At 40.0% G+C, this 16,850-nt stretch carries 13 protein-coding genes and 5 tRNA genes; 7 read left to right on the plus strand and 11 right to left on the minus strand.

The features are described from left to right. Positions 1 to 19 precede the first annotated feature (19 nt). From secE to AC21OH_RS08830, 11 genes are all read right to left on the minus strand, one after another. A complete protein-coding gene (secE, locus tag AC21OH_RS08780; protein ID WP_486535643.1) occupies positions 20 to 508 on the minus strand; it encodes a preprotein translocase subunit SecE in 489 nt (162 codons plus the stop codon). 97 nt (positions 509 to 605) lie between these two features. After that, positions 606 to 681: transfer RNA gene (locus AC21OH_RS08785), tRNA-Trp, on the minus strand. A gap of 322 nt (positions 682 to 1,003) precedes the next feature. Beyond that, positions 1,004 to 2,194: an elongation factor Tu gene (gene tuf, locus AC21OH_RS08790; protein ID WP_486535648.1), complete on the minus strand. Its 1,191-nt coding sequence runs from the start codon at positions 2,192 to 2,194 to the stop codon at positions 1,004 to 1,006. A 335-nt stretch (positions 2,195 to 2,529) separates the two neighbouring features. Next, a tRNA-Thr gene (locus AC21OH_RS08795) sits at positions 2,530 to 2,604 on the minus strand. A 28-nt stretch (positions 2,605 to 2,632) separates the two neighbouring features. Next, positions 2,633 to 2,706 (minus strand) — tRNA-Gly (locus AC21OH_RS08800). A 93-nt stretch (positions 2,707 to 2,799) separates the two neighbouring features. Continuing rightward, a tRNA-Tyr gene (locus AC21OH_RS08805) sits at positions 2,800 to 2,883 on the minus strand. A 113-nt stretch (positions 2,884 to 2,996) separates the two neighbouring features. After that, a tRNA-Thr gene (locus AC21OH_RS08810) sits at positions 2,997 to 3,072 on the minus strand. 95 nt (positions 3,073 to 3,167) lie between these two features. Continuing rightward, on the minus strand, positions 3,168 to 4,379 hold the full coding sequence (locus AC21OH_RS08815; RefSeq protein ID WP_487371188.1) for an FHA domain-containing protein: 1,212 nt from the start codon (positions 4,377 to 4,379) through the stop codon (positions 3,168 to 3,170). A 139-nt stretch (positions 4,380 to 4,518) separates the two neighbouring features. Beyond that, complete coding sequence (locus AC21OH_RS08820; RefSeq protein WP_487371189.1) at positions 4,519 to 5,478, minus strand: RsiV family protein; 960 nt, start codon at positions 5,476 to 5,478, stop codon at positions 4,519 to 4,521. A gap of 731 nt (positions 5,479 to 6,209) precedes the next feature. Further along, a complete protein-coding gene (locus AC21OH_RS08825; RefSeq protein ID WP_487371190.1) occupies positions 6,210 to 7,805 on the minus strand; it encodes a peptide chain release factor 3 in 1,596 nt (531 codons plus the stop codon). A 145-nt stretch (positions 7,806 to 7,950) separates the two neighbouring features. Next, positions 7,951 to 8,865 carry a hypothetical protein gene (locus AC21OH_RS08830; protein WP_487371191.1) on the minus strand — a complete coding sequence of 305 codons (915 nt, stop codon included), beginning with the start codon at positions 8,863 to 8,865 and terminating at the stop codon, positions 7,951 to 7,953. Positions 8,866 to 9,252: 387 nt separating this feature from the next. On the opposite strand from AC21OH_RS08830, the gene AC21OH_RS08835 reads away from it, so the two are divergent. From AC21OH_RS08835 to AC21OH_RS08865, 7 genes are all read left to right on the plus strand, one after another. Beyond that, positions 9,253 to 9,669, plus strand: a complete 417-nt coding sequence (locus AC21OH_RS08835; protein WP_487371192.1) for an Ohr family peroxiredoxin — start codon at positions 9,253 to 9,255, stop codon at positions 9,667 to 9,669. Positions 9,670 to 9,957: 288 nt separating this feature from the next. Next, the gene (gene polA, locus AC21OH_RS08840; RefSeq protein ID WP_487371206.1) at positions 9,958 to 12,957 is read left to right on the plus strand and encodes a DNA polymerase I; all 3,000 of its coding nucleotides are present in this window, start codon (positions 9,958 to 9,960) and stop codon (positions 12,955 to 12,957) included. 362 nt (positions 12,958 to 13,319) lie between these two features. Further along, positions 13,320 to 13,874, plus strand: coding sequence for a DUF8453 domain-containing protein (locus AC21OH_RS08845; RefSeq protein ID WP_487371193.1), 555 nt, complete (start codon positions 13,320 to 13,322; stop codon positions 13,872 to 13,874). A 203-nt stretch (positions 13,875 to 14,077) separates the two neighbouring features. Then, the gene (locus AC21OH_RS08850) at positions 14,078 to 14,584 is read left to right on the plus strand and encodes a hypothetical protein (protein ID WP_487371194.1); all 507 of its coding nucleotides are present in this window, start codon (positions 14,078 to 14,080) and stop codon (positions 14,582 to 14,584) included. A 253-nt stretch (positions 14,585 to 14,837) separates the two neighbouring features. Next, on the plus strand, positions 14,838 to 15,608 hold the full coding sequence (locus AC21OH_RS08855) for a hypothetical protein (RefSeq protein WP_487371195.1): 771 nt from the start codon (positions 14,838 to 14,840) through the stop codon (positions 15,606 to 15,608). 81 nt (positions 15,609 to 15,689) lie between these two features. After that, complete coding sequence (locus AC21OH_RS08860; RefSeq protein ID WP_487371196.1) at positions 15,690 to 16,460, plus strand: hypothetical protein; 771 nt, start codon at positions 15,690 to 15,692, stop codon at positions 16,458 to 16,460. 208 nt (positions 16,461 to 16,668) lie between these two features. Continuing rightward, on the plus strand, positions 16,669 to 16,824 hold the full coding sequence (locus AC21OH_RS08865; protein ID WP_487371197.1) for a hypothetical protein: 156 nt from the start codon (positions 16,669 to 16,671) through the stop codon (positions 16,822 to 16,824). Positions 16,825 to 16,850: the final 26 nt, after the last annotated feature.

The raw sequence follows: 16,850 nt of genomic DNA on the forward strand, positions 1-16,850 counted from the left end.
TACATCTGTCTAAATTAATTTAGCCAATAAAAATACCAACCAGCCAATTAAAGAAGTTATCTAATAACCAAACGATAACGGCAACTATGCCAATAACAAGTAAAGTCTGCCACGTATATTGGATAGTTTCACTTTTAGTTGGCCACGTAACACGGCGTAATTCTATACTTGCATCTTTTAATAAGACCTTAAAACTACGACCTTGGTTAGTCAAAGCTAGGCAGATAAACGCGAATACAATTAATGATGCCGTTATACCGACCCGCACCCAAATGTCATTAGCAGGCTGCCAAATACCAGGCAGTTTATAAATAACTAGAGTTGCGCTGATTAATGCTATAAATGCAAGCGTCCATAGTGCCATATCTTTCGGCGAACGGGTCTTTGCAACTTCCACTGCACTGGCTTTATTCACGGTGTTAGTTGGCAGTTTACCATCTAACGTTTTATGAGCGCCCCGCTTCGCGTCAGATAACTTGTCTTTTAAATTATCTCGTAGATTGCTCATAATTGACTTGCCTTACGACGCAGACGGATAATACTAGCCGTCTAATTGTATAGGTGAAAGAAAGGTGCTTTTTAAAGCTCAGACAGTATTTTAAGTGTGGCAGGCGATGAGGGACTCGAACCCCCAACCCTCGGTTTTGGAAACCGATGCTCTACCAATTGAGCCAATCGCCTTTAGTTAAGGTTGCCTATTATACAATCTTTTTTAGGGAATGCAAGCCTTGTAATTAAGTCAACTTTCAAAGCCTAACAAACTCATAATAGTTGTATTAGAATTTCACTTTTTAGCATTGTATATCAAAATTTATAGCGGTTTGGACTACTTGTGATTACTAATATACTAACTCATAAAAGGGAGCTCAACCTATTGAAAAATTTAGACAAAAAAAAGACCATCTCAAAGAGACAGTCTTTTTAGCTTAGTGCTTGGCTACTACTACTATTACTATTGCTACTAAATAACAGCAGCTGACCTAGCAACGTTCAACCAATATCATTAGTCCTTAACGTTAGCAACAACACCAGCACCTACAGTACGGCCACCTTCGCGAATTGCGAAACGTAAGCCTTTATCCATTGCGATTGGAAAGATTAGCTTCACGCTCATCTCAACGTTATCGCCAGGCATTACCATTTCAGTACCGTCTTGTAGAATGATTTCACCTGTTACGTCTGTAGTACGGAAGTAGAACTGTGGACGGTAACCATTTAGGAATGGTGTATGACGGCCACCTTCTTCTTTTGATAGTACATATACTTCGGCATCAAAGTCTGTATGCGGTGTGATAGATCCAGGCGCTGCTAGTACTTGGCCACGCTGTACGTCTTCACGCTTTGTACCACGTAGTAGTACACCACAGTTTTCACCAGCACGACCTTCGTCTAGTAGCTTACGGAACATCTCTACACCTGTACAGGTGGTTTTTTGAGTGTCTCTAATACCTACGATTTCGATTTCATCGCCTACTTTGATGATACCTGATTCTACACGGCCTGTTACTACGGTACCGCGTCCTGAGATTGAGAACACGTCTTCGATTGGCATTAGGAATGCTTTATCGATGTCACGCTCTGGCTCTGGGATATATGTATCTAGTACTTCTAGTAGTTCGATTACTGCAGGTTCGCCATATGGACCGTCATTGCCGTTTAGGGCTTCTAGCGCTGATCCTTTGATGATTGGGGTGTCATCACCTGGGAAGTCATAGTCTGATAGTAATTCACGTACTTCCATTTCTACGAGCTCTAGTAGTTCTTCGTCATCTACCATGTCACATTTGTTCATGAATACGATGATGTATGGTACGCCTACCTGACGTGATAGTAGGATGTGCTCACGTGTTTGTGGCATTGGGCCATCTGTCGCTGATACGACTAGAATTGCGCCATCCATCTGTGCGGCACCAGTAATCATGTTTTTCACATAGTCTGCGTGACCTGGGCAGTCTACGTGTGCGTAGTGACGTGCTTCGGTGTCATATTCGATGTGTGAGGTGTTGATTGTGATACCACGTGCTTTTTCTTCTGGTGCTGAGTCAATCGCTGCGTAGTCTTTTGCGTCGCCGCCTGATGTTTTGGCTGCTACGGTTGCGATTGCTGCGGTTAGTGTGGTTTTACCGTGGTCAACGTGTCCAATGGTTCCTACGTTAACGTGCGGCTTATTTCTTTCAAACTTGGCCTTTGCCATGGGTGTGTCCTCTTTTTTTGGGTTATTTAAACAAATTCTATTACAAATTGATTTGGATTAAAACGATTATAGTTTAATTAATCCAACTTTAGATTTTAACCAACTCTTTTAAATTTAGCTTAGCCTTTTGCAACACTAAAAGGCAACACTAAGTGCTGCCTATCAATTTATTAATTATGCATGTGGTTCGTTGTGCAAGGTCATTATGTGCCCTTGAGAATGTCTTATACAGTCACCTAACGCTCATTTATATATAAATCGATAGAATTATTAATCGCTAAAATTATAAATAAATACTAATTAGGCCATCATTATAATTTCAGTAAAACATATAATGGAGCTCATATCGAGAATTGAACTCGAGACCTCTCCCTTACCAAGGGAGTGCTCTACCGCTGAGCTATATGAGCATACTTAAAACGATATTACCACTAAAAATGGAGCGGGTGGCGGGAATCGAACCCGCGCCATCAGCTTGGAAGGCTGAGGTTCTACCATTAAACCACACCCGCAATATTACAGCGAAAACGCTTTAAAATACATAATAGCAGTTTATGCTGATTTAGGTAGAAGGTTGAACACTTATTGAAAATAGTACTAGAAAATGGTGGTGGGGGAAGGATTCGAACCTTCGAAGCTTTCGCGACAGATTTACAGTCTGTTGGGTTTGACCGCTCCCCAACCCCACCTAACGTAAAACTAAAATAGATAATAGTTTTACTAAGTTGTTATTTGTAATATTGAAAACTACAAGTAACTTATATTACTGCTATTACTTATTAATAGCTATTACTGCGAGAAATGGTGCCGACTGCCGGAATCGAACTGGCGACCTACTGATTACAAGTCAGTTGCTCTACCAACTGAGCTAAGTCGGCTTGTTCTCTCGAAGTGGGGAGTATTCTAGCAAATATTTAGTATAACGCAACCCTTTTTTATAAATTTATTTAAAAAAAACGTTTTTTAATCAAATTTATAATAGCTCACCTGAATTAAATAGCCATAAAGCCGCAGCTAATGCTAGCAATATTAAAACTATCCATAAGGTTGTGTTTGATCCTGTTTTTTTAGGCGGCTGCGGTACTGAGGTTGAATTCTTAACATGAGCGACATCATGCGGCTTTTGCTCATCAACTGTATTAAACGTTTCATTAGGCTTTGTATCAACTGGCTTCGTTTCATTAGGCTTTGTATCAACTGGCTTCGTTTCAACTGGCTTCGTTTCAACTGGCTTTGTGTCTACGGGTTTAGTATCCGTAGGTTTCGACTTTTGTAAAGGCTCAGTGGTTACCGGCTTTTCTTTGGGTATAGGTGCTTTATTGACCGAAGCTTCCTTAACTGGTGCTTCCTTAACTGGTGCTTCCTTAACTGGTGCTTCCTTAACTGGTGCTTTGTCATCTGCTACTTTTTGATCAACAGCACGTTTATAAGAGGTATCTACTGAATCAGGGATTTCTTCATGAATATCAGTAGTCGCTGACATTTTTGCACTTGCCGCTTGCTTTGATCGGTGCACCTCAGGGTCAGCTTCAGCAGCTAATTCGTTGTAATACTCTGCCTTATCGTTAACTTCTTGGTCTGGATTACCAAACGCAATTGGTTCTTCTAATTCTTGCTCAAGCTTTTGTTCAAGCTCCGCTTTATTCATATCATCGATGTGAGCATCTTCAACCGCCTTAGCATTTGTTCTAGCTCGCTCAGTGGCTTCACTGGCTGAGGTGGTCTTTTTAGTTAATGCTTCTTTATAGGTTGAATCAGTTTTTGTTGATTCAGCTTCAAGATTGTCTTTTTGAGTTTCAACCACTCTAGGTTCATCAACTGAGTCTTGAACACCCGTTGCTGGCACCGTCATTGATACAGCTTGAGCCATTTTATTTACTTTGAAGCTAAAAGCTGCAAAAGTAATGACATCATTTTCAGATAATGTTTCAGGTTGATGCGCGTTTAGCTTTTTATCATTAACCAATGTGCCATTAGAGGAGCCTAAATCTTCGATAGTCAAACCATCATCAACCAATGCTAACTGCGCATGCTGCCGTGAAACCTGCTTACTTCCAAGTACAACATCATTGTCTTGTCCACGTCCTACAGTAAGCTTATCACTAATAGGTAGAGTCAAATCTCCAAGTGCATCAGTAATTGCTGACAACTGCCATTGTTTAGCATTAGATTCAGAATTATTCATATAAGTCCCTCTAGTTCTGTTAGTTATAAAATCAGTTAGTTAATCAGTTATTGATTAGATTAAAAGTGATTTATAGTGTTTAGTTTATAAGAAGCTACAACTAGTTATATCTTGTCAGTGACCAAAGTTTGACGTGTAACTACGGCATAAATTCGGGTCTGATTATCCCATTAAGTTTAGCATAGGGTAAGGTTAATTGAGGCATGCCATAAACATAAGGCGTAATTTCATAAAATTGATAGGTTAATCGAATTCCGTCTTTATTTAATACGGCATTATCTGTCAGCGTAAAAGGCCAGTCTTTTTCGTACGCTTCAGGATCAATATCAGTATCTTTAAGCCAGTCTTTAAATTCAGCATGCGCCAAAGCTTTAAGTTTTATGGTCTGACCGGGCAACACTATATCATGAAGGTGCAGTTGTTTTTTTGCTGCCATATCAAACATGAGATACTCAGAGACCCCTATACCATGCGCGCCACCTGTATAAATATAGGTAATAACTTCGAACATATCTACATTTTTATACTGACCCAAATAACTCGGTTCAACCGAGAAAGTGTAATTTAAACGGCTGGTTAAAGGAATATCTTCTATTTGCGCTTTGGCAAAGTTATCTAGACGCTGCTTGATCTCGAATTGAGATAAGTTATGAAACCTAGCTGGTGTGTCTGCTTGATCACTTGCCTGCATATCTGGGATCGTGTCATTAATTAATGCATTTATATTGTCATTAATCCAATCTACATTTGTATTAACATACGTTACTGAAAGTTCAGGGCAAGCATAATCTTTGTTCATATAACAGATATCAGTAACCGACTTAGGCAACGTATAGTCTAAACGTCTTTCATCATACACAATATCAGATTTAACGGGCTCATTAGGCGTAACTTGCTCTTGTGCATATATTAGACTATCGGTTTGAACAGCGGGTGTCACACACGCGCTTAACACAATTAGCATCAACACTGAACCAAGCGCGTACTTTATTGGCTGAACATAGCTTATAGGTTGAACATAGCTTATTGGCTGAACACTATTGTTAACCACAGCATTAAGCTGACTTGATGTGTCAATCGGGTCAAATGATTGCGGCATAAGCTGTCCTTTTTTTAGTATTATCAGGGCGAGTCCTTAATTGGTACTCTCAAGATTTATGGCCAAAAAATGACTATATTCTCGCTAATCTTTACAAATTTTTAGATAATATATCTATATTCTCTGCAAAATTTAGTGTGATTAGCAAAAATCTATCTCATTTTAGCCTCACCAACCAAATAGGGACATGCCTCACAACTGATCTCGCATATCATCAATATAAAAACCTGAAACCTTTATAGACTAAATATATAGCAATTTTAAAATCTATGTGTTTAAACTGTGTTTAATCCTTTGTTTAACCATTTATTTTTAAGCTTGTGGCTATTTTATAAAGCATTTGTTTATTTATAAAGCAGCCCTCTATAAAGTACTGACTATAAAACACATGTCTTGAAGTACTGTCTATAAATTACTTACTCATAGTTATCAAACTTGACGGGGCTCATGCGTTTATGTAGGGGCTTACGCGTTTATGTAGGGGCTCACGCGTTTATGAAGATTATATCCACCATCTTTAATAGCAGTAGGAAACAATAAAGGGAAGATAAAACAATAGAAGATAAAACAATAGAAGTTAAAAAGCTGTAGACACAAAAAAAGCGCTCTATAAAGCGCCTTTTATTTCTTTAAAATTTTACTATTAGACACATTTGATAATGTTCTATTTTTGCGATCAGCAGTTCTAATGTTAGAATGTTTGAATGTTCAACAGACCTTAACAAGAGCGTTTAATGCTCACGCGTATTACTAAATGTGATCTCAGGATAGCGGTCTTGCATCAGTTGCAAATTGACTCGACTCGGTGCAAGATACGTTAAATAACCGCCCCCATCGATCGACAATTGGTCGTGGGCTTTTTTCTTAAACTTCGCTAATGCTACGTCATCGTCACAATGAATCCAGCGTACGGTTGCAATCGATACTGGCTCAAAGGTGCATTGAACTTTGTACTCTTCTTTTAAACGGTGTGCCACCACTTCAAACTGGAGCACACCGACTGCGCCTAAAATCAAATCATTATTAATTTGGGGCATAAACACCTGAGTGGCACCTTCTTCTGAAAGCTGCTGTAACCCTTTTTGCAGCGCTTTAGATTTTAAAGGATCTTTGAGGACTACTCGGCGGAACAGCTCTGGTGCAAAGTGAGGGATGCCGGTAAAATTTAGTATCTCCCCTTCGGTAAAGCTATCGCCAATCCCAATCGTACCGTGGTTATGTAAACCAATGATGTCACCGGGATAGGCTTCTTCTAACGCTGAGCGGTCCCCTGCTAAAAAAGTTAACGCATCGGTAATACGTACATCCTTACCAAGACGGACATGGCGCATTTTCATGCCTTTCTCGTATTTACCTGAACACACTCTTAAAAATGCAATGCGGTCACGGTGACGCGGGTCCATATTGGCCTGAATCTTAAATACAAATCCGCTAAAGTCAGTCTCTGTCGCTTCAACAGTGCGCTCATTGGTTGGGTGGTTTTTCGGAGGTGGTGAGTACTCAACTAACGTATCGAGTACCATATTAACCCCAAAGTTACCTAGCGCCGTACCAAATAGTACGGGAGTCATCTCACCCTTTAGGAACATATCCACATCAAAGTCTTCAAGTGCCATTTGTACCAGCTCTAAAGACTCCTCAAAGGCGGCAAAAGCTAATTCGCCCAAACGCTCTCTGACGTCTGGATAATCGTAGCCGTCGCGCGTCTCTATTTCGGTAATTTCACCTCCATGACCTTTTTCATAAAAATAGGTTTTATCTTCGGTCAAGTGATAGACGCCGACAAAATCTTGCCCCATGCCTACAGGCCAAGTTAACGGCACGCATTGAATGCCCAATACGCTCTCAATCTCACTTAATAAATCGAGCGGATCACGAATTTGGCGATCAAGCTTGTTGACAAAGGAGATGATAGGCGTGTCGCGCATGCGGCACACCTCCATAAGCTTGACAGTACGTGCTTCAACACCTTTTGCCCCGTCAATCATCATAAGTGCACTGTCTACCGCTGTTAACGTGCGGTAAGTATCCTCTGAGAAGTCGGCGTGACCTGGGGTATCTAGCAAGTTGACGATATTGTTTTTGTAAGGAAACTGCATGACCGAGGTAGTGATTGAAATGCCACGCTCTTGTTCCATACTCATCCAGTCGGAGGTGGCATGACGGTCTGATTTGCGTCCTTTAATTTCACCTGTTACCTGAATGGCCTGACCCCATAGTAGGAGCTTTTCGGTCATGGTGGTTTTACCCGCATCGGGGTGAGAGATAATAGCAAAGGTGCGGCGTTTGGCCACTTCTGCATTTAAAGTTTTTTGGTCTACGCTCATAGTTTGGGTTCAGCTTACATGTATTGATAAATTTAATGAGCGTATTGTAGCGGATTTTGTGGAATGGTGCAGAGTCAAAACAAGATACACCTTCAAAGTATCCTTAGAAAGTGTTTAGTATTGTGTAGGTAATAAATATAATATATTAATAGTATTTTACGATTTGCTCTTCTAAGAAGTCAGCAGCGATGTCATTGACTAACGAGCAATCGACAACACCTGCGTTGGGGTCCATGTTTTCAGAAACCGAACTATTATGTACGAAATCTGCCATATAAATAGTATTTTCATAATTTATAGCATTATAGTTTAAATATTCTTCTCTTGGATCAGTTTCGAATATCAATCGTACTACTGGATACTGGTTCATTGTACCTACTAACATCTCTTCAGTGCGTATTAGAGCATTGTTTGACACGGTACTATACGCTCTAGTCCAAGCTTGTAGTGAATCAAAGTCAGTTGCGTCGTTTTGAAATCTAAAATTAAGGAAAGGTATGGTGCTTGATTGTTTGATAACATAACACACTGATCCTGCTGGGAAACTATTAGTGTTTGGTATTTGATCATATTCGACTAGATCGGTGTAGATGCCTGTATTATCCCTACTATTAAAACTGCTACGATCGATACCTGATAAATCAACTTCTTGTAGCTCTATTGAATATGTTTCAGTACGATCAGAATTCAATGCTTTCATAGGATAAGTAATTGTATGACCTTCAACCTTAATATTGCGTTTTGCTAATTCGCTTTCAAAATTTGAGGCCAGAACCACACTATCATCATTATCTAGACCCCCTCTTAAATTAACTCCCACAATATCTTCTTGAACGAGCTCTCGATTACCATTTGAAAACTTCCATTGAACACGTTTTATACCAACAGAATTCGTATTTGGATTATATTTGGAATCAAATAGATTACCTACTAAAACGGCACCTGTATCTGAATTGCTTCCATACACTCCGTTGTTACTATCGCTATCTCCACCACAACCTACCATACCCATTGAAGCCATAATAAATATTATTAGTCCGTTAACTACTTTGCTATTCATAAACCACTCCTCGGTTTGTGGGTGTCATTACCATTGGTAATTCTATAAACATTAATCTTATGTCATTTACTTCATAATAATATTTATGAGCTAACTAGTAGCACTAGCTAATTAAAGTTATAAAAAACAATATACGTATATATGATTATTTTATCACTATGAATTTAAATATACTAAACATTTATTTAACCTTATAAGTTTCAAATTCAATTTAGGTTACAAACTCTTAGCAAACTATTACAACCTAAAACTAAGCAGGACTTTGATATTTGGTAATGTGGTTTGATGAAATTGTAGTTTGGTAATGTTTGATAATATTGTTACGTTCAATACAAACCAATTATTCAATTCAAATTAATTCATTTAAAAATAACCCAAGGAACAACTATGAAACCACTTTATACTACTAATGCAACTGTAACAGGCGGTCGTATGGGTACGGCTAAAATCGATGACAGCGATTTTGAAGTTAAGATGTCACCACCAGGTTCTGGTAAAGAAGGAAGCAACCCTGAACAGTTATTTGCGATGGGATTCGCTGCTTGCTTTGATAGTGCCCTTGGTGTAGTCAAAAAAATGCAAGGCTTGAGCTTTGGTTCAACCACCAAATCTGAAGTATCATTGCTACAAGGTGACAACCATGATTATAAATTAGCGGTTAAACTACACGTGATTGCTGATAGCACCGATGCCAGCGAAGCTGACATTCAAAAAGTAGTAGAAACAGCACATGAAGTTTGCCCTTATTCAAAAGCGACTAATGGTAATATTGAAGTGACGGTAACCTCTGAAGTTAAATCTTAAGTTTTTTAATAATTATTGTTTGGCGTTAAACTTAATATAATAAAAACCCAAATCGTTTACGGCGGTTTGGGTTTTTTTATAATTGAATAACTTTAAGAGACGCTAACCCTGCTCAATATTTTCGTTATAATAAATATCAAATTCTCATCTGAAATACATTCTTTCTTAATTTTTAAAACAATACCTATCAAAGTGACCCCTATGACAGATAACAGCACTGACAAGACTGAAACTCCAGACATTGACACAACTACCGACACCTCCCACGACGCCTTAGACCCAACAGTGATGCCAACATTTGACACCATGCCCAATGTTGCCACGATGGACACCAGCCATGTGGACAAAGAAACACCGCCTTTTATCTTAGTCGACGGATCGTATTACTTGTTTCGTACCTATCATGCACTGCCCAAAACCATGATGAACACCCAAGGGCTCGTGACCAACGCCATCCGTGGTACGCTCAATGCGCTACTAAAGCTGATGCGTCGCTATCATCCGACCCACATGGCAGTGTGTTTTGACACCAAATCGCCGACTTTCCGCCACACCATGTCAGAAGAATACAAAGCCAATCGACCCAAAATGGATATCGAATTAGCCGAGCAAATCCCCTATATCCACCGCTTGGTAAGAGGGTTAGGCATTCCGCTATTGCGTATCGAAGGCGCTGAAGCCGATGACATTATCGGCACACTCACTCATCGAGCCGTAGAAGAAGGTCATCATGTGGTTATCTCCAGTGGCGACAAAGACATGATGCAACTGATTAACGATGCGGTGATATTGGAGGACAGCTTTGCCGGCAAAGTCGTGGACATACAAGGCGTAGAGGACAAATACGGAATTAAGCCTTATCAGATGATTGACTTTTTGACCCTAATGGGCGATTCCTCCGACGGCATTAAAGGCGTGGCAGGCGTGGGGAAAAAGCGGGCGAAGGACCTATTGGTCGAATTTGACACTATTGATAATATCTTAGCCAATGCCACCAATATTAAAGGTAAAGTGGGCGTCACCTTACAGGAATCCGTTGACACCATCGCCCATGACAAACAACTGGCAACCATCGTCACCAATCTTGATATTGGTCAAAATTGGGAAGACTTGCGTATCAATACCGACGCCAAACAGTTTGTCGACGAATTGCGCGACCTGTATAGCGAGCTCGAATTTAAAAACGAACTCGCTTCACTCGCCCATCCCAATCACCCTGCCAACATTGACAACAATACTGGCAACAATGCGCAAAGCGTTGGCGGCAGTAAAGCGGATAGCGAATCGCAAGCGCAAATCGCTAAAACCTTACAAAGCCAACAGCAAGCCACCATCATTGAAAACATCAAAGACAGTAAGACTCACGATAAAGCATGGCACACCGTGCTTGATGAGAATATGCTAGATACTTTATTTCATAAGTTGCAAAGTGCACCCCACTTTGCCGTCGATACCGAGACCACCAGTGTTAATTGGCGAGAAGCGGAAATTGTCGGCTTATCCTTCTCACTGCAAGCGCACGAAGCCTACTATATTCCGCTTGAACATGTCGCCTATTCAGAACCTCTAAAAAAGCCAAAGAATAAAAAGGAAGAAGCGGAACAAGCCGAACTCATCGCCAATGCAGAAGTAGATCCGTTAATCGCTAAACAGCTAGATCGTGATACGGTGCTTACCAAGTTAAAACCCATTTTAGAAAACCCAGAAATCGGTAAAATTGGTCAACATCTTAAATACGACGCGCATGTGTTGTCGAAGTATGGCATCAATATCAACACGACACCTAAAAACTGGGCTGTTGACACGATGCTGGCTAGCTACGTCATCAATGCGGCGGCTACTCGACATGGTATGGACGAGCTTGCCCGCCATTATTTACATACCCAAACCATCAGCTTTGAAGATGTTGCAGGTAAAGGCGCAAAACAACTCACCTTTGATAAAGTGGCTATTGAGATTGCCAGTGACTACGCCTGTGAAGATGCGGACATTACCTATCAACTGTTTGAGCTGTTCCAAGACAAACTCAAAGACGATACGGTCAACGGGCGTCTATTACACGAATTAGAAATACCCGTCGCCCAAATCTTATGTCAAATGGAGTCCGAGGGCATTCTCATTAAACGCTCATTTTTAAACGAGTTATCCGAGCGATTTGATGAAGAAATTGGCGAGCTCGAGAAGCAAGCCTATGAGCAGGCTGGCGAGGAATTCAACTTAGGTTCTCCCAAGCAATTGGGCGAGATCTTATTTGATAAACTGGGCGTAATAGGTGGTAAAAAAACCAAATCAGGACAATACTCAACGGGTGAAGCGGTACTTAATAAAATTGACCATCCGCTTGCCGACATTGCGCTTGAATACCGAAGCCTTGCCAAACTTAAAAACACCTATACCGATGCCCTCGATGCGGTAGCCGACCCAGACACCGACCGTGTGCACACCAGTTACCATCAAGCGCTCACCAGTACCGGACGTTTGTCGTCGACGGATCCGAACCTGCAAAACATTCCGATTCGTACCAAAACCGGTCGCCTAATCCGCCAAGCCTTTATCGCCCCCGAAGGTCGGGTGTTGCTCGCCGCCGACTACTCGCAGATTGAGCTACGCTTAATGGCGCATTTTTCTGGCGATAAAAACCTGACTAAAGCTTTTAAAGAAGGACTCGACATTCACACCGCCACTGCTGCCGAAGTGCTGGGCAAAGCCGTTGACGACGTTACCCCTACCGAGCGCCGTAACGCCAAAGCCATTAACTTTGGTCTACTGTATGGCATGAGTGCGTTTGGCTTGGCAAAACAATTACAGATGAGCCGAGGTGAAGCGCAAGACTATATCGACCTCTACTTTAGCCGTTATCCGGGCGTTAAGCAGTACATGCAAGACACCCGTGACAGTGCGGTCAACAACGGCTATATCGAAACCATATTGGGTCGCAAACTCTACACCCCAGACATCAAACATAGCAATCAAATGGTACGCCGCGGTGCTGAACGTGCCGCTATTAACGCCCCGCTACAAGGCAGTGCCGCCGATATTATTAAGCTAGCGATGATAGCCGTAGATAAGGTATTACCTACCGATAATGCCAAAATGCTATTGCAAGTTCATGATGAATTGGTATTTGAAGTGGATAGCGATAAAGCTGATGAGATTGGTGAGCTGATTAAAAGCGCCATGCAAGATGTATTAAGCGATACGGCTAAGCAAATGGGCTGGGACGTTGACTTTGCCGTGCCGCTGTTGGTTGAAACTGGTATTGGTTTTAACTGGGATGAGGCGCATTAGTAGCTATTTCCCGCTTTACGTTCCTATCTTGCTTGCCCTGAGGGGGGATAAAGTGAAGCATTGCTTCACCCTGACGCAAGAGAAAATCTATGATTTTCTAGAGCGGTGACTCAAACTAGATTCGTTCCTGCAAAGAGATAGCGCTTCTAGCTAAGTCACCGCAATCTAGTGGTCAATCAAGGATATACATTACAATCAGGGCTAATCCGCTCCTCCGATGCGACGTTGGTGTTTTAATCAAACCTTTAAACGTGCATAATTATTGTAAGGTGCATCTCATACACTATTTAAGTTCTAATATTCAATCGGTGCGTGAAACGTACCCTGCAAGTTTGGTTAACTTTTACTACGGAAAGGTATGAATGGATATTATCAACGTCTTAGTTCTAATAATAGCTTTGCTCTCTTTATTAGTAAGTTATGCAGTATTTAAATCTAATGATGAGCCGAGAATAATTATATACATTGAACCTGATTATGAAAAAGAATCTTTGGTTAATCTAGTAGTTGAGAATATCGGTAATTCACCAGCTTTTAATACTACCTTTGAAAGTGATAGAAGAATACCTGAAAAAGCTTTTGGTTTAGCTGGTCTAAATGACACAATTGAGTACTTTGAGAGTGGTATATTTATACATGGAGTCAAGGTATTTAATCCTAGTCAAAAATTCGTATTTGAATGGGGTCAACTTAACGGTATCAAAGAAGCATTAGATAATAAACCACTATATATATACGCTAAGTACGATTATAAACGTCCCCTAAACGTATGGACCAGTCACATCACTGACTTGTCAATAATAAATATAAGTGAACTTGAAAGACTACCTATGAGTCGAGGAGGTATTAACAAGTCATTAAAAGATATAGTTAAAAAATTATCTGAAATTAATTCTACTCTTTCAAAAACTAAATAAGCGAATAGCATGAGTGATAATCCACGACTGGATCTATCAATCCGTGGGCTCCACTACACTATATTGCACCCACGCTACCTAACTTATTAGTTATTCTAATGAAGGTTTTTACTGGGAATCTTTTATGAATAGGACTGTTACTTTTGAACTTACTTACTAAATTTTGGTTATGTATAGGTTAAAATTCGGCTCAGTTACAAACTTTGATAGGTATTTTTGCAGTTATAATTGGTATTAGAGCTGCACTATACGCAAGAAAACAGATAATTATTGCTAATAAGCAAAGAAATGATAGTCTTAAATTAGCTAAATTTGATTTACAACTTAAGTTGTTAGAAAAAGCTTACGATTGTGAAAAGGAAATTGAAACCTTTAAAAGACAATATCAACTTGAGTTTCTTAGAAAATTAAATAACGCACAAAATCAAAATTTGGTTAATCTAGATATAAAGGTACCTGGATATGAGGTTACATTTAGAGAAACTTTTAATTTACCGTTTGAACTTCTAAAAAGTGGGGAAACTGCTACTAGTAAAGTAATCAAAGAGCTTACTTCAAATCAAGATAGCGAACTAAGTAGAGGAGAGCTGGAGTTAATCTTAAAAAAGTTAATAGGAATAACTTCTATAATCCGCAAATCAACTACTGGGATGATAACTAATACAAGCTTACTTGATGAGAAACTACAGAATATAAGTAAAAGTAGTTAGTAGTATGTGCACCTTACGTACCATTCGTAATAAACTTTTGAAATCATAAAGTTTACTTTCGAAATGACCTATCAAACTTTCACAACCAATTGACGAAACTATCCTTTTACAAGTTAATTGGTGCGCAAGTCGCACCCTACCTTTCACTTCTATATCATTCAAAAACGCATAACTTAAACCACGATAAAACTTTGCAAGAACATGGTGTTACCGCTAGCCTTGATTGCAGCGGTTATCCTTAAGGAAACAGCTAATGTTTACAGCCTACCGACTTTTACCTCTGTTACTTGCTGGTTATTTAACCAGCTGTCACACTGTGCAACCGACTGATATGTCGGCTATGACCACCAAAGCCCCATCAGCAGATACCTCCACTATTGCAAAGGATAATGCGACAGTAGCAGAGTTACCTAATCTAGCCGAGCTTTGTAATCCGCCATACGTTGCGCATTTAGTATTAGCGCCCCCACCGAAAACGGGCACGGAAAGAGCAGAGCCTATCGTCTTTATGACTCGAAAAGAGTTCAATGAAAAAATAAAACTCTCCCCATTATGGGACTCTTTATACAATAAAAGGGTACGCAATGGCAGCTATGGTAACAATTATAGCTTTAAAACGTTGGGGGACTTAATCGGTTCAAATAGTTATATTACTGTCGATAGTGGCCTTGATGGTCGTAAATGGAGGGAATCTCAGAGGATTACACAGTTAAGTTATAGTAACTATGGCACGGCTCAACGCATCCCCTACAAACATCAGCTACTACCCCAAGAGCGCTGGGAGATGATTGAAACCATTACCTTAGTGATTGATGATAGAGCAAAAGCCACTGACATTGTCGATACGCTATATCAGCAGTATATGGATAAGGTCAATCATGAGCAGTTTCTGTCTGATGGCAAAACCATTCATACCTATCTTGAATATGATGGTAAGTATTTTGCACTATGGGGTGCTAAACTAAAAGGACATGATAACCCTATTTGTAATTATGAACTATTAAACGGGCTTATTATTAACTAGGATGTTTTAATCGCTGCTTTATGCTTTTATAACATACTATTCGTTATTATGAACAGCTATTAGTACGCGAAAGGAAAGTCAATGCGTCGTTTTCTACCTTTGTTACTTATATTACCTACTGGTTTTTTAACCAGCTGTCACACTGTGCAACCGACTGATATGTCGGCTATGACCACAAAAGCCCCAACTGCCGATAACTCCACTGTTGTAAAGGATAATGCGACAGTGGCAGAGTTACCCAATCTAGCCGAGCTTTGTAATCCGCCATACGTTGCGCATTTAGTATTACCGCCCCCACCAAAAACAGGCACTGAAAGAGCTTATCCTATTGTCTTAATGACTCGAGCAGAGTTCAATGAAAAAATAAAGCACTCTCCATTATGGGATTCTTTAAATGATAAAGAGCTACAGTATGGTAGCTATGGACATAGCTATTATTTTAGTACACTATTTAAACAGATTGGAATCGCAAGTCGCATTTATTTGATTAGTGAATTAGACGGACAGTTTTGGAAAGAGAATCAAAGAATCACTAAAATCAACTATGGAAGGTTTTATAGCTATAAAAGAAGTCTTTATAAACACCAATTATTGCCACAAGAACGTAAGGAGATGATTGAAACCATTACCTTAGTGATTGATGATAGAGCAAAAGCCACTGACATTGTCGATACGCTATATCAGCAGTATATGGATAAGGTCAATAATAAGCAGTATCTGTCTGATGGGCAAACCATTCATACGCATATTGAATATGACGGCAAATACTTTTCTTTACAAGGTAAGCATGTCACAGGATATGATGAACCTGTCTGTAATTATGACTCATTACAAGGATTAATTATCAACTGATGCTGACAGTTCAGTATGTGTGCTAATTGCACCATTCAAAAAAACATTAGGACTATATAACCATTATAAGAAAATTCTGACAAGCTGTCCTAATCAACGTTTAAGTTACCTTTTGATAATCGATTTGGTGCGCAGGGCGCACCCTACCGTTCACCTCTATATCGTCCAATAACGTATAACTTAAACCACGATAAAACTCCGCAAGAACATGATGTTACCGCTAGCCTCGATAGCAGCGGTTATCCTTGGTGCAGCAAGGCGATACAGGCACTTTGCAAAGGGCGTTATCGCTGAGTCAGGAACGACATTTGCTATTAGTGCCTGTCGCCTTGCCAGCCAAGATAATAGCGAAAAGCGAGAATAGCTACTCACATCAGATAAAATAATAGC

It is taken from the genome of Psychrobacter sp. CX10 (assembly GCF_057621575.2).

Coding starts and splice junctions, on each gene's coding strand:
- secE (WP_486535643.1), bottom strand. CDS start 508: ATGAGCAATCTACGAGATAATTTAAAAGACAAGTTATCTGACGCGAAG.
- tuf (WP_486535648.1), bottom strand. CDS start 2,194: ATGGCAAAGGCCAAGTTTGAAAGAAATAAGCCGCACGTTAACGTAGGA.
- AC21OH_RS08815 (WP_487371188.1), bottom strand. CDS start 4,379: ATGAATAATTCTGAATCTAATGCTAAACAATGGCAGTTGTCAGCAATT.
- AC21OH_RS08820 (WP_487371189.1), bottom strand. CDS start 5,478: ATGCCGCAATCATTTGACCCGATTGACACATCAAGTCAGCTTAATGCT.
- AC21OH_RS08825 (WP_487371190.1), bottom strand. CDS start 7,805: ATGAGCGTAGACCAAAAAACTTTAAATGCAGAAGTGGCCAAACGCCGC.
- AC21OH_RS08830 (WP_487371191.1), bottom strand. CDS start 8,865: ATGAATAGCAAAGTAGTTAACGGACTAATAATATTTATTATGGCTTCA.
- AC21OH_RS08835 (WP_487371192.1), top strand. CDS start 9,253: ATGAAACCACTTTATACTACTAATGCAACTGTAACAGGCGGTCGTATG.
- polA (WP_487371206.1), top strand. CDS start 9,958: ATGCCAACATTTGACACCATGCCCAATGTTGCCACGATGGACACCAGC.
- AC21OH_RS08845 (WP_487371193.1), top strand. CDS start 13,320: ATGGATATTATCAACGTCTTAGTTCTAATAATAGCTTTGCTCTCTTTA.
- AC21OH_RS08855 (WP_487371195.1), top strand. CDS start 14,838: ATGTTTACAGCCTACCGACTTTTACCTCTGTTACTTGCTGGTTATTTA.
- AC21OH_RS08860 (WP_487371196.1), top strand. CDS start 15,690: ATGCGTCGTTTTCTACCTTTGTTACTTATATTACCTACTGGTTTTTTA.
- AC21OH_RS08865 (WP_487371197.1), top strand. CDS start 16,669: ATGATGTTACCGCTAGCCTCGATAGCAGCGGTTATCCTTGGTGCAGCA.